This window comes from Rhizobium sophoriradicis (assembly GCF_025200795.1).
Lineage (GTDB): Bacteria > Pseudomonadota > Alphaproteobacteria > Rhizobiales > Rhizobiaceae > Rhizobium > Rhizobium sophoriradicis.
Genome location: NZ_CP104153.1, coordinates 282339 through 295632, shown reverse-complemented (window position 1 = coordinate 295632; position 13294 = coordinate 282339). Strand labels below are relative to the sequence as shown.

The following is a 13294-nucleotide window of genomic DNA, read 5'->3' as shown; positions in this document are numbered from 1 at the left end:
AGAGTTGTCGGCGGCTCCGCAACGAGCACGAACATCCGGTATAACATTAAGGAGAGCAACGGTGAGAAAGCGAGATCAGATCATTCTTCATTCTCTGGTCGCCCGACATTCGACGTTAGCCATCGATCTCGAAATTGCACGGCAGGTGGGCTTCGATGGCTTGGAGGCATCTGGCGACAAAATCGCGAGCTACCTTGACGCTGGCTTATCAAAAAGCGCGCTCAAATCCCTTGTTGGCGATACATTCATCCCGGGCATCGGCTTCCTCATCGATATTGAACGCCAGAGGGATGCCAAGACCAAACTATTTGCGGAAGCAAACCGTCTGTTCGAACTCGCCATCGCCGTGGGCGCCGAGGGCGTCGAAGTCATCACAGGACCTCTGAGTCTCGAGGTCGCGCGTGGGCAACGAACGGCGACAGATCTCTACAGGGGCTTGGTCGACCTTCCAGAAGATGAGCAGATCGACCTTACCGCTTCCAATCTGCGGGAACTGTCGGAGATCGCGGCCGACCACAATCTCATCCTCTATCTCGAAGCTCTGTCCTGGACACCGCTCAATACAATGGACAAGCAACTCAGGGTAATCGAGAAAGCGGGCCGCGACAATCTGCGGCTGCTCGTAGATTTCTGGCATTGCTATACGTCAGGTGACACGCCAGAGAGAGTCGCCAAGCTCGACAAGGAGCTGCTCTACGGCATTCATGTCTGCGACTCCCTGAAGTTCGATGGAGGCATTCCCGATGAGCCTGTACTCCGGGACGTGCCTACTGGAGAAGGGGTGCTAAATCTTCAGGAGTGGACGGATGCGGTCAGGGCAACCGGCTACGAGGGATGGTGGAGTTGCGAACTCTTTTGCCGTCGCAATCACCAAGAAAACAGTTTTGCGGTCGCTCGTAGACTCAAAGACCTGATGAGTGACTTACTCGCCCCCTAGAAAACTTACCTTCGACGGCGGACTTCACTGTTTCAAACGGGGGACCGCCAAGCATCACCTTCTGCGATATACAGGTGTCTCAATGTTCTTTACCAGGCCAGCACCAACAGGCGTGCTTCGGCGCATCGGCTCATCAAAGCGGGCAAGATGTTGTGCTTTCTTCCTCGCGGCCGGAATAGGCATCGGAGCGTGGGCTTCCAGCCTTCCGCTCGTTTCGACGAGGCTTGCGATCAGCAAGGGAGAACTTGGCTCCCTCCTTCTTGGGTTCGCACTGGGCGCGATTGTTCTGATGGTGACGATCGGACGGTTCATCGACCGACTGCAGAGCGACAAGCTCTCGCTTGCGGGCTGCGTGATATTCGGGGCGTGCATCCTTTTGGTTCCGTTGGCTCCCGGCGTCCTGACCGCCGCACTTCTGATCCTTGCGGCGGGCGCCGGCTTCGGAACGCTCGACGTGTCGATGAACACCGAAGCCTCGCACCTCGAACGGACATCGAAACGACACCTGATGTCCTCCTTCCACGGGGTCTTCAGTGTCGGGGCGCTCTTGGGCGCACTTCTTGTCGGCCAGTTGGTTTCGATCGGTGGCGGGTTGAACTTATGCCTCGGCATTGCAGGTTCAATCGTCGTCCTCGTCGCCTTCGGCTCACGTCTGATCGCAAGAAAACGGTCATTTGACCATCGCATCAGCAGCACCCAGTCGAACGCGATGAAAAAAATAAAACTCAGCCCTGAACAGCTGGTTCTTGTCATCATGTTCGGAGCCATCGCCTTTCTCTCCATGTTGGCCGAAGGGGGGGTGATGGACTGGACTGCAATCTTTCTCGTCACCGAACACGGGGCCTCTGAAAGCGTCGGAGCCTATGCGTTCGCAACCTTCTCCGCGACAATGGCACTCGGACGGTTTGCGGGCGACTGGGCGACGAGGCGCATTGGGCATGTCAATGTCATTCGCATCGGCGGTGTGGTCTGCGCTGTCTCGGTCTCGGTCATAGTCGTGTCGAGCAGCATTAGCGTTACGATGTTTGCCCTTGGTTTATGCGGGATCGGAGTAGCAAACCTGGTTCCGGCCGTTTTCGCGGCCGCCGGTCATCTTGGAGGGGATTCGGCCGGAAGGGCGATGTCGATCGCCACGACGATGGGCTATAGCGGCTTGCTTCTAGGGCCGGCGCTGCTCGGCTTCGTCGCCCAGCATTCAAGCCTGACAACAAGCTTTGGCGTCATCACGGGCGGCTTTGTTCTTGTCGCGGTCGTCGGTTTCGCAGTCGCCAAGCGCATGGCGCTTCATGGGCTCAAGCTCCGACACGAAACCTGAGCGGCGGCACGCCAGGTGGCTTGGACATTTGGTGGAACGGACTTCTTCGCGATAAACGAAAGCGGGCGATGTCGTTGCCACATCGCCCGATCGATCACGTCGTCTCCGTCGCTCTTAGTGCGTGAGGCGCAGAAAGTCGGCCGCCCGTTCCCCGATCATGATGCAGACGGCATTTGGATTGCCAGAAATCAAAGTTGGCATAACTGATGCGTCGGCGACGCGAAGCCCTTCGATCCCCCTGACGCGAAGTTGCGGGTCGACCACAGCCATCTCGTCGACACCCATCCGGCAAGTCCCCGACGGATGAAGTGCCGCGTGCGCGGTTCTCTGGCAGAATGCACGGATGTCATCGCGCGTGCTGACGCTCGGGGCCGGCACATATCGTGACTGGAGATATTTCGAGAGCGCCGGTTTCGACATGATATCCATCGCGACCATTGTACCCTCGGTGATTGCCTCCAGGTCGTACGGATCAGAGAAGTAATTGGGAGCAACGCGGGCATCGGCGTTGAAATCGCCGCTTTGCAAGGTAACTTCGCCTCGCGACCTCGGCCGGATCTGACCGAGGTTGATTGTGCAACCATTGCCGCCCGGTACGGCATCGACACCTTCCTCGATGCCCGCGCCGACGACCATGAAAAACTGGATGTCGGGAACATGTTCGCTCCTATTGCCCCACCAAAACGCACCGCCCTCGATGAGGTTTGATGACGCGGGCCCACCTTTGAAAAGCGCATAGTTCAAACCGGCGGCCGCCTTCCAATGCATCTTCTTGTATTTGTCGTAACTGTAGGGACCACTCAGCTGATAGATCAGTGATATTTCGACGTGGTCCTGCAGGTTCTTACCGACACCCGGAAGATCTGCATGCACGGTGATCCCGTGCCGCTTCAACTCGGTGGCTGGTCCGATGCCTGAGAGCATCAGGAGTTTCGGCGTGGCGATCGCGCCCGCCGACACGATTACTTCGCGCTCCGCACGCAGCACATGCGTCTCACCATTGCGGATGTATTCGACACCGACAGCCCTGCCGTTTTCGATGATCAGCCGAGTGACAGTGGTGCGAGTGACGACCTGCAAGTTCGGTCGTCCCTTCGCTGGCTTGATAAAGGCGACGGCAGCACTGCTGCGCTTACCGTCCCTTGCGGTAATCTGATAGAGCCCGCACCCCGCCTGACTGCCAGAGTTGAAATCCGGGTTATAGGGGAGACCTGCCTGCTGGCATGCCTGTAGCCAACCGCGCGTCAAGGGATGGATGTGCTCGATGTCGGAGACGCCGAGCGGACCTCCGACGCCGTGCGCATCATTGCAAAAACGGTTATTGTCCTCGGAACGCTTGAAATATGGAAGCACGTCCTCATAGGCCCATCCCGCAGCGCCCAATTGCACCCACTGCTGGTAGTCCGAGGGAACACCGCGAATATAGATCATCGCGTTGACCGAACTACCGCCGCCGAGCACGCGCGCCTGTACCATCGTCTGCTGCTCGTTACGCGCAAGCTCCGGACCGGCCTCCCAGGCGAAACGCTTCAAGAGGCTTCCCTGAGCAGTCTTGTAGTAGGCGCCTGGAATGTGGATGTATGGGCTAGAATCGGTAGGCCCCTCCTCTAGGAGCGCCACGCGGAGATTTTCGTCCTCGGACAATCGCGAGGCGATCACACAGCCGGTCGACCCGCCGCCGACGACAATATAGTCGTAGCGATGGTGCTTGCCAGAATGCGGCTTGATACCGTAGCGCGCAGAGCCAAACGGGGGAAGCAACATCACACACCTCGTATCGAAGCACCCGCCTTGATCGCGAGGGCAGCGATGGTCAGGGCCGGGTTAACTGCCGCCGATGTTGGAAGAACTGAGGCGTCGGTAATATAAAGATTTTCGACGTCATGCGCACGGCAATTTAGATCGACCACCGAGGTTTTCGGATCATGCCCGAGCCGAGCGGTGCCGCACTGGTGAGAGGTTGTTCTTCGACCGAATGTGTGCGTGAGCACCACCGGAAAGCCTGCTTTTCGCATGACATTCTTTGTTTTCTTGATGAGAGCTTGGTGGGCGCGCATGTTCGACCGGATCCAGTTGACGACGATGCGATCCTCGCGGACCATCACCCGGCTTTCCGGATTGGGAAGATCTTCGCTGGTGAGGAACCATCCATAGGCGTGTCGCGCGATCAGGCGGACCAGCCATGAGGGTGCGGGTACTGGGAAGTTCGCTTTCAAAATATTGCCGGTGATGTGCCCCAGCAATTGCACGTTTCCGAGCGGCGCCCGGTAGTCGTTATCGGCGTTATAAAAATCGTTGAAGGCAATGGTTTTCTGGTAGACCGAGGCATTGCGGCGATAGTCGAGTACCAGCATCGCGGATGTGTTGTGGTTCATGAAATTCCGGCCGAGCTGGTCTGAGCTGTTGGCCAGGCCCGTCGGGTGAGCTTTGCTTGCCGACCGGAGCAGAAGTGCTGCAGTCTGGACCGCGCCGGTAGCAACAGCGAATATGCCGGCAGAGATCCGCTGCTCGAACCCGTCCTTGACGAAGACCGCAGCGGTAACGCGCGTGCCCGCTTCGTCCGTTTCCAGACGCGACACGTTGGCCCCGGTCATGAGGGTAACGTTTGGATGACGCAATGCCGCCGTCAACGGACCGACCTCGGCATCGATCTTGCCGACGCCTGTGTTCGGGAACGCATCCCAGCCTGTCTTTGCGCGGTGAAGCCAAGCCTCGATGTCAATCGCCAGCGGCAAGCTCGCCGGATGGACACCTGCCCGCTTTAGCCGGTCGCGGACCGACGCAATCGGCGCCTCGTCGGGAACGGCAGGATGGGCGTAGGGTTTGCTATGGAAAGGCTCCGTCGGATCCTGACCGAGCGCGCCACGTACCTGGAACACCTTTTCAGCCTGCTCATACCACGGCTCCAGTTCTTCATATGTGCATGGCCACCCCGGCGAATTTCCGTCGAGGTGCGGACGCGCTTCGAAATCTTCCTTTCGATACCGATACATCACAGCGCCAAAGAATTTCGAATTTCCGCCAACGTAGTAGTAGTTGTTGGCAAGGAAGCTTTCCCCGTCGGTTCCAAGCCACTCTTCCGCTGGCCGATAGAAGCCTCTTTGGAAAATCGCGACATCGTCACGAGCTTCCACGCTGTCTTTAAGGTACCCGCCGCGCTCCAGGATGATGACCTTGAGGCCGCTGTCGGCAAGGCTGTAGGCAAGCGAACTTCCGCCGATGCCCGAGCCTATAATGACCACATCCGCCGTGTGCTGCATGGCATACCTCAATCAATTCTGGCTTCGGTCTGGGCGTCGAACAGGACGATCTTTGACGCATCGACGGCGAGCGATGCTTCAGAGCGCGATCGAGTGACGTTCGGTGGCAATCTCGCGGTTACTTCGACGTTTGCAAGCTGGAAGACAACGAGGGCATCAGGTCCGGTCGGCTCGACCACATCGACGTCCACTGCGATGTGGTTGCCAGCTCCAGCGGAGGCGGGTGTGAAGTTCTCCGGGCGGATCCCCACAAGCACATTCTTGCCGGCATATCGTTTGGCTGACTCGGCAGACAGTGCAATACCCGTCACGGACGCCGATGGCTTGTTCGGCACGTCGATGACGGCGGTCGCGGATGAGCCGGCGACCTCGAGCCTGCCGGGGATGATGTTCATCGATGGTGAGCCGACGAACTTCGCGACATAGACGTTTGCCGGCCGGTCATAGACCTTCTGAGGCTCGTCGAGATGCTGGACGACCCCATCCTTCATGACCGCAACACGGGTTGCGAGCGTCATGGCCTCGATCTGGTCGTGCGTGACGTAGACGATTGTCGTACCGAGGCGCTGATGCAGGCGCTTGATTTCGGTTCGCATGTCGACGCGAAGCTTGGCATCGAGGTTGGACAGCGGTTCGTCGAAAAGAAAAAGCTTTGGCTGGCGGACAATTGCGCGTCCCATGGCGACGCGCTGACGCTGGCCGCCCGACAGTTGTGACGGCTTGCGATCAAGAAGATGGCTGATCTGGAGAAGATCGGCCGCAGCCTTGACCGCCTTGTCCCGCTCAGCCGGAAGCACTTTGCGGATCTTCATTCCGAACTCGATGTTTTCTCGCACTGTCATTGTGGGATAAAGCGCGTATGACTGGAAGACCATTGCGATGTCGCGGTCTTTCGGCGAGAGGTGGTTGACGACCTTTTCTCCGATGCGGATATAACCGCCGGTGATCGTCTCCAAGCCTGCGATCATGTTCAGGAGGGTCGACTTGCCGCAGCCGGAAGGTCCGAGTAGCACAAGGAAGTCGCCCGTGCCGATGGAGATTGATACCTCCTTGAGGACTTCCAGTTCGCCATAAGCCTTGCGGACGCGATCGATTTCGAGAGTAGACATGGGTTCAGCCTTTCACGGCACCGGCAGTCAATCCGCGAACGAAGTAGCGGCCTGCCAGGATGTAGACGACGAGCGTGGGAATGGCGGCGATCATGGCAGCGGCCATGTCGACGTTGTATTGCTTGCGCCCCATCGTGACGTTGACGATATTGTTGAGTGCCACAGTGATCGGTGACGATTGTCCCGCTGTAAAGGACACACCGAAGAGGAAGTCATTCCAGATCTGGGTGAACTGCCAGATGCATGAGACAACGATGATGGGCAGTGCCGCCGGCAGCATAATCGAAAAGAAGATACGGAAAAATCCGGCACCGTCGATCTGTGCTGCGCGCGTGAGTTCGTTTGGGATCGTGATGAAGTAGTTCCTGAAGAACAGCGTCGTGAAGCTGATCCCGTAGACGGTGTGAACGAGGACCAGTCCCGGAATGGTTCCTGAGAGCTTCAGGGCGCCAAGAAGCTGGGCCATCGGCAGGATCACCGCCTGGAACGGCAGAAAGCAACCGAAAAGCAGCATGCCGAACACGAAGTTCGAGGCTGGGAAGCGCCATTTTGTCAGGATGTAGCCATTGATCGCACCAATCCCCGTCGACAGAATGACGGCCGGAATGACCATCAGCAGCGAATTCACAAAATATGGCTTCAGGCCGCTGCACTCGGTACCGATGCATGCTTCGTCCCAGGCCTTCTGCCAGGCGTCGAAGGTGAGCTGCTGCGGAAGACCGATAAACGAACCGGAATAGATCTCGTCAAGCGACTTGAGCGACGTGACGATCATCACCCAGAGCGGCATCAGATAGAACACTGCAAGAGCGATGAGCGACCCGTAGATGAAGATATGCCCGAATAAGGCGGAACGCCGCGCCCTGTTAACCTCAGTGGTCATTGCGGCTCTCCTTCAGTTCGGAATAAAGATACGGCACGATGATTGCCGCGACCGTCATCAGCATCATCATGGCGCTCGCCGCACCGATGCCCATCTGATTTCGTTTGAACGTAGCGGAAAACATGAAGGTCGACGGCATCTCGGTTGCGCTACCCGGGCCACCATTAGTCAGCGCCAGGACCAGGTCGAAGCTCTTGATTGAGATATAGCTCAGGAGAACGATGACGCTGAGGAAGGCTGGCCGAAGCATAGGCACGATGATGCTCCAGTAGATCCGGACGAGGCCTGCACCTTCGATTTGCGCGGCCTTGATGACGGAATTATCAATGCCCCGCAGGCCAGCCAGGAAAATTGCCATGGCAAAGCCGGTCGATTGCCAGACCGCCGCAATCACGACGCAGTAGATGGCGTATTCCGGCCTCGTGATCCAGTCGAAGACAAAGCCGGTCCAACCGAACTCGTTGACGACTTTCTGCACGCCGAGTCCAGGGTTGAGGATCCACTTCCACGCGGTGCCGGTAACGATGAACGAAAGCGCCATCGGATAGAGGTAGACGGCGCGCAGGAAGCCCTCGGCCCGAACCTGCTGGTCGAGAAGGATCGCGAGGAATAGGCCGAGCGCGATCGTTATTGCCAGGAACAGCACCGTGAAAATGAAGAGATTGGCGACTGCCGTCTCCCAGCGGGGCGTCGCCCAAAGGCGGACATATTGCTCCAGGCCGACGAAGTCGTATCGCGGCACCATTTTGGACGACGACAAGGATATCCAGCCCGTCCATGCAATGAAGAGATAGACGCCGATGAAAACCACCACCAAACTTGGAGAGAGGACCAGCCGGGGCAACCAGAGCGTAAATCTATCTTTTGGAGAAATCCTACTGTTCATCACAGCATTCCAGCGTTGAGGCGCATGTGCGTCGAAGTGCGGTAATCCAGCCCGCCAAGGCGGGCTGGAGCCGGACGGACGCTCACTTTGCGTTGTTGATTCCGTCGACGAGTGCCTTGACCGCGTCCTCGGAAGACATGTCGGTCGTGAAGAACTTCGCGACCACGTCGCTGAAGACACCGGTGAACTGCGGCTGGTTGGCGAAGCCTTCCGTCAACCCGCCGAGCATCGTGTCGTTCTTCTGGGCTGCATCGCGGTCGGCGAAGCTGCGCTGTGCGCAGGCGTCGAAGTCCGAAACCGAAATGTCGATCCGGGCGGGGATCGACCCCTTAACCTTGTTAAAGTCCTTCTGGACCTGCGGATCCATGACGGACTCTGCCCAGGCGTCCTGCGCGAGGACAAGCGGTTCGCTATCGGTCTTGAAGAGGCCGAAGGCGTCGATGACGAACTTGAAATAAGGTGTCTGCGCCGGCGTCGGGAAGCAGAGAAAGTCGGATCCGGGCTTTAGACCTTTGTTGAGGAACTCGCCCTTTGCCCAATCGCCCATCAGCTGCATACCCGCCTTGCCGTCGGCGACCATTGCGGAGGCAACCGCCCAGTCGCGGCCGGTGAAGCCGTCATCGACGAGGCCGCGAACCTTGCGCAGCATGTCGAACGTCTTAACCATCTTCTCGCTCGACAATTCGTCCTCGTCGAGATCGACAATCGCCTTCTTGTAGAAATCCGGCCCGTTCATGTCGGCCGCGATTGCTTCGAAGACTTCGAGGATCTGCCAGGGCTCGTCGCCCATCGCCAGAGGGATGACACCCGCTGCTTTCAGCTTTTGGCCAACCGCGATCACTTCGTCCCAACTCTTTGGCTCGCTGATGCCATACTTGTCGAAGAGTGCCTTGTTGGCCCAGATCCAGTTCTGGCGATGCATGTTGATCGGCACGGAGATGTAGTCGTCGCCGTTCTTGACGAAGGCTTCCAACTGGGGAGAGATGGTCTTTTCCCACCCGTTCTTCTCATAGAGCTCGTTCAGCGAACGCAAGACACCTTCGTTCGCCCAGTCGAGCCCCTCGAAGCCGAGAAATTGCATCGTCGTCGGCGGATTGCCGGCGGCAAGTCGGGTACGCAGCGCCTGCAAGGCATTTGCGCCGGATAGTCCGCCGACCGCGCTGTCCTGCCAAGTATAGCCCTTGGTGGCGAGCTTGTCGGTAATGACCTTGAGCGCCTTGACCTCGCTCTCGGAAACCCAGTGGTGGATACCTTCGACCTTGGGTTTCTCCTGCGCCACAGCGGCTATCGGAAGAAGAGAGATCGAAGCGGTAACAAGCATTTTCAGTTTCATTGTAGTTCCCCTTTTTTGCCTCAGCGGTTGGTGGATTGCTGGCAGTCTCGACAAGAGGGTGTCGAAGCTGCCAGTGGGTTATGCGTCGCGCGGGCCGGCGGCCCCCGCGTAAGGAATGTTTCGGCCACCGAAGCGGCGGACACGAATGTTGGCTTGCTCGGCGTGACCCGCGAAGCCTTCCATCAGGCAGAGACGAGAGCTATAGGCACCGATAAGGGCTGATGCCTCATCGGTCTCGATGCGCTGATAGGTGCAGGTCTTGAGGAATTTCCCGACCCACAGACCGCCGGTGTAGCGCGCGGCCTTGTTCGTCGGCAGCGTGTGGTTCGTGCCGATGACCTTGTCGCCGAAGGCGACATTGGTGCGGGCGCCAAGGAACAGCGCGCCATAGTTTTTCATGTTCTCGAGAAAATAGTTCGGATCGCTCGTCATGACCTGAACGTGTTCCGAAGCGACACGGTCGGCTTCGGACACCATTTCCTCGATCGTGTCGCAGAGGATGATCTCTCCGCAGTCGTTCCAGGCTTTTCCGGCGACGGCGGCCGTCGGAAGGATCTGCAGGAGCCGGTCGATTTCGGCAAGTGTATCCCTGGCGAGCTTCTCGGAATTGGTGATGAGCACAGCCGGAGAATTGGCGCCATGTTCGGCCTGGCCGAGCAGGTCCGTTGCGACGATTTCACCGTCGACGCTTTCGTCGGCAATCACCAGCGTTTCGGTCGGGCCGGCAAACAGGTCGATACCGACCTTGCCGAACAAAAGACGCTTGGCCTCTGCCACATAGGCATTGCCCGGACCGGCAAGCATATCGACGGCTTCGATCGTTTCGGTGCCATAGCCCATCGCCGCGATCGCCTGGACACCGCCAATGCAGTAGATCTCGTCTGCACCGGCGAGAGCCTGTGCGGCGACGATCTTGTTGGATATCTGTCCGTTGAACGGCGGAGCACAGGTAATGACGCGGTCGCAGCCCGCCACGCGCGCTGTCAGCACAGTCATATGGGCCGATGCAAGCAGCGGATATTTTCCACCTGGCACGTAGCAGCCAACATTTTCGATCGGCACATTGCGATGGCCCAGGACCACGCCTGGGATCGTCTCGACTTCGAGATCCTGCAGCGCATCTCTTTGTGCCTTTGCGAAGCGGCGGACCTGATCTTGTGCAAAATCCAAGTCCTCGCGCTCCTGCTTGGTCAGCGAATTGATCGCGGCAGCGATCTCGTCTTTTGTCAGGCGATAGGACTCGCGGTCGAATTTGTCGAATTTAACGGAGAGTTCCCGAACCGCTTTGTCGCCGCCGGCTTCCACCTTAGAAAGGAGCTCCTCGACAGCTTTCGTTGTCGCGCCATCGGAAGCGCCCGCCGTCGAGGCTCGGGCAGTTTTGATGTGTCTGATCATGACAATAACTCTTCGTTTGCGGAAGCCGTGCCCCGCATTCTGGGTTTGGAGAGACTGTGGTTGGCGGGGCGCCAGGCGGCGCCCCAAGCCTGAAGTTGGCTCTACAGATGCTGCTCGAGTTCGCGCATCTTTGCGTAGGCAGCCTGTTCCTTCTCGTAATAGGCCGGCGACGGGAAGTCCCACCAGCCGGTGGCGAACGGGCCAGCGGCGTCACGCGATACGATCACCTCGACGAGAGCCGGCCCACCGCATTCCAAAGCAGCCTTGATGCTGCTTTCGAGGTCCTCGTCCTTCTCGACCTTCCATGCTTCGAGACCAAATGCGCGTGCAGAGGCGGCGATGTCGGCAGAATAGGGTTCACCATTGCCGACATGGTGGTTGAACTCGGAAGCGACGTGGCGACCCATGAACTTCCGCTGGCCACCGCGGATGGACATGTATCCGAAATTGTTCAGTACGAGGAACACGACGTTGATGCCGTTCATGACTGCCGTTCCCATCTCTGGAAGAGACATCATGAAATCGCCGTCGCCGACGATCGCGACGACCTGCTTGTCCGGGCAAGCCAGTTTCGCGCCGAGCGCTGCAGGCACCGCCCATCCCATCGGCGAGTAGGAGCCGGACGTGATGTGCGTGCGAGGCTTGTAGACCGGGAAGCTCTGCTTGACGGAGCCTTGCGTATTCCCCGAGCCGACGACGACGATGCCGTCACGGTCGAGCACCTTGCGAAGCGCCATCAAGGGGCGCTGCGACGTGAACGGCGTTTCCCGGCTCGTCTCACGCGGCTCGACCTGGGCGCGCCAATCTGCCTTCGCCTTCTGTACGTCAGCCAGGAAATTCTCGCGGCGCGACAGCATCTTTGTGGAGTCTGCGTCGGAAATCAGCGACAGGACGGCTTCAAGCGTAACCTTGGCGTCCGCGACGATGCCGACTTCGGTCTCGTAGTTCTTGCCGATTTCGCGTGGATCGAGATCGATGTGGATCAGCTTCGCAGAGGGAATCGAGAACGAGACGCCCTTGGCATAGGAGGATGCGGACCAATCCGTGAAGCGACAACCGACGGAGACGACGACGTCTGCCGAAGCCGTAATTTTATTGCCGCACGTGGTGCCGGTCTGGCCGACGGCCCCGATGAACAGCTGGTGATCTTCAGAGATCGCTCCCTTGCCGTTCCAGGTAATCGAGACGGCTGCACCCAATCTCTCAGCCAGCCGCGTCAATTCCTCGGACGCGTTCGCAGATATCGCACCGCCGCCTGCGACAATGACTGGTCGCTCCGCTGCGAGAAGGACCTTCACCGCAGCTTCGATTGCGCGCGGATCTGGGTAGGCTATGCCGATCGGAAGCCGCTTCTGAAGCGGATGGATCGTAACCTCCGAAGCCTCCACCTGAACGTCCATCGGCACTTCGACGTGCACCGGACCCGGACGGCCGGTCAGCATTTCGCTGAATGCACGATGCATGATGCTGGGAAGAACCTGAACGGAATTTGCCTGCCACGCACGCTTGGTAACCTGCTCGGTGACGCGCGGGAAGGCGTTATCCTGATGACGCTCGAGTTCCTGCATAGTGCCGTGGCCGTGCATGTAGGTCTGGGGAGAGCCCGACACATAAAAAAGCGAGGTTGAATCGGTCAGCGCTGTGGCAAGACCGATGATGGTATTTGCAGCCCCCGGCCCGACAGAGGTCGAGCAAGCCATCGGCTTTCCGCTGGCTCGGAAATATCCATCGGCCATATGGACGGCGCTCTGCTCGTGCATGACCTGGATGAACGGGAGTTGCGAGCCTTCTTCAAGGAATGCGTCGAAAAGCGACCAGATCCCGTGCCCCGGCACGCCAGCCACGTATTCGACGCCATACTCTTTCAGTGCCCTTGCGACAACCTGGCCACCTGTGAGTTTCATCATCTTCACCCTCTAAAGTTCGTTGTTCTTTAGTCGTGGGCTGGCAATGACCGCAGCCGTTCAACTGCGCCTACATTGCGGCCGCATCGGGCGGACTCGCAAGTTCGCAGACTTCGAAACGGTGACGCAGGATGAAGCGCACTTTGCTTTATGTTGCTCCGACCGGCGCAAACCCGACACCGATTGAATTGCGGCGGCAACAACCCTCCCGGGCAGGAGGCTCCGTGATGAGGCTACCGGGCGATGTGCAGGGTAATGAGGGACGGTTTCTG

10 protein-coding genes are annotated in these 13294 nt (G+C 58.6%); 2 read left to right on the top strand and 8 right to left on the bottom strand.

Going from position 1 to position 13294, the window contains the following annotated elements; translation table 11 throughout:
• Nucleotides 1-61: 61 nt before the first annotated feature.
• Nucleotides 62-937 carry a sugar phosphate isomerase/epimerase family protein gene (locus N2597_RS23345; protein WP_183599399.1) on the top strand — a complete coding sequence of 292 codons (876 nt, stop codon included), beginning with the start codon at nucleotides 62-64 and terminating at the stop codon, nucleotides 935-937.
• 82 nt (nucleotides 938-1019) lie between these two features.
• A complete protein-coding gene (locus N2597_RS23340; RefSeq protein WP_183599401.1) occupies nucleotides 1020-2252 on the top strand; it encodes an MFS transporter in 1233 nt (410 codons plus the stop codon).
• Nucleotides 2253-2366: 114 nt separating this feature from the next.
• On the opposite strand, the gene N2597_RS23335 is transcribed toward N2597_RS23340, so the two are convergent.
• The 8 genes from N2597_RS23335 to N2597_RS23300 all read right to left on the bottom strand — a co-directional run bounded on the left by N2597_RS23335 (nucleotide 2367) and on the right by N2597_RS23300 (nucleotide 13025).
• Nucleotides 2367-4016, bottom strand: coding sequence for a GMC family oxidoreductase (locus tag N2597_RS23335; protein WP_210282019.1), 1650 nt, complete (start codon nucleotides 4014-4016; stop codon nucleotides 2367-2369).
• Nucleotides 4016-5512, bottom strand: coding sequence for an FAD-dependent oxidoreductase (locus N2597_RS23330; protein WP_183599403.1), 1497 nt, complete (start codon nucleotides 5510-5512; stop codon nucleotides 4016-4018). The genes N2597_RS23335 and N2597_RS23330 overlap by 1 nt, the downstream gene beginning before the upstream one ends.
• An 8-nt stretch (nucleotides 5513-5520) precedes the next feature.
• On the bottom strand, nucleotides 5521-6621 hold the full coding sequence (locus tag N2597_RS23325) for an ABC transporter ATP-binding protein (RefSeq protein ID WP_183599405.1): 1101 nt from the start codon (nucleotides 6619-6621) through the stop codon (nucleotides 5521-5523).
• Nucleotides 6622-6625: 4 nt separating this feature from the next.
• On the bottom strand, nucleotides 6626-7504 hold the full coding sequence (locus N2597_RS23320) for a carbohydrate ABC transporter permease (RefSeq protein ID WP_183599407.1): 879 nt from the start codon (nucleotides 7502-7504) through the stop codon (nucleotides 6626-6628).
• Nucleotides 7494-8390, bottom strand: a complete 897-nt coding sequence (locus tag N2597_RS23315) for a carbohydrate ABC transporter permease (protein WP_183599409.1) — start codon at nucleotides 8388-8390, stop codon at nucleotides 7494-7496. Before N2597_RS23315 ends, N2597_RS23320 begins: the two co-directional genes overlap by 11 nt.
• Before the next feature lie 82 nt (nucleotides 8391-8472).
• Nucleotides 8473-9723, bottom strand: a complete 1251-nt coding sequence (locus N2597_RS23310) for an ABC transporter substrate-binding protein (RefSeq protein ID WP_183599411.1) — start codon at nucleotides 9721-9723, stop codon at nucleotides 8473-8475.
• Between the two features lie 78 nt (nucleotides 9724-9801).
• Entirely contained in the window at nucleotides 9802-11118 is a 1317-nt protein-coding gene (gene hisD, locus N2597_RS23305) for a histidinol dehydrogenase (RefSeq protein WP_183599413.1), read from the bottom strand.
• Between the two features lie 101 nt (nucleotides 11119-11219).
• On the bottom strand, nucleotides 11220-13025 hold the full coding sequence (locus N2597_RS23300; RefSeq protein WP_183599415.1) for a thiamine pyrophosphate-binding protein: 1806 nt from the start codon (nucleotides 13023-13025) through the stop codon (nucleotides 11220-11222).
• Between the last annotated feature and the right edge of the window lie 269 nt (nucleotides 13026-13294).

Bases quoted from the DNA above. Each gene is read 5' to 3' on its own strand.
- hisD (WP_183599413.1), bottom strand. From the start codon at position 11,118: ATGATCAGACACATCAAAACTGCCCGAGCCTCGACGGCGGGCGCTTCC.
- N2597_RS23300 (WP_183599415.1), bottom strand. From the start codon at position 13,025: ATGATGAAACTCACAGGTGGCCAGGTTGTCGCAAGGGCACTGAAAGAG.
- N2597_RS23325 (WP_183599405.1), bottom strand. From the start codon at position 6,621: ATGTCTACTCTCGAAATCGATCGCGTCCGCAAGGCTTATGGCGAACTG.
- N2597_RS23310 (WP_183599411.1), bottom strand. From the start codon at position 9,723: ATGAAACTGAAAATGCTTGTTACCGCTTCGATCTCTCTTCTTCCGATA.
- N2597_RS23320 (WP_183599407.1), bottom strand. From the start codon at position 7,504: ATGACCACTGAGGTTAACAGGGCGCGGCGTTCCGCCTTATTCGGGCAT.
- N2597_RS23340 (WP_183599401.1), top strand. From the start codon at position 1,020: ATGTTCTTTACCAGGCCAGCACCAACAGGCGTGCTTCGGCGCATCGGC.
- N2597_RS23335 (WP_210282019.1), bottom strand. From the start codon at position 4,016: ATGTTGCTTCCCCCGTTTGGCTCTGCGCGCTACGGTATCAAGCCGCAT.
- N2597_RS23315 (WP_183599409.1), bottom strand. From the start codon at position 8,390: ATGAACAGTAGGATTTCTCCAAAAGATAGATTTACGCTCTGGTTGCCC.
- N2597_RS23330 (WP_183599403.1), bottom strand. From the start codon at position 5,512: ATGCAGCACACGGCGGATGTGGTCATTATAGGCTCGGGCATCGGCGGA.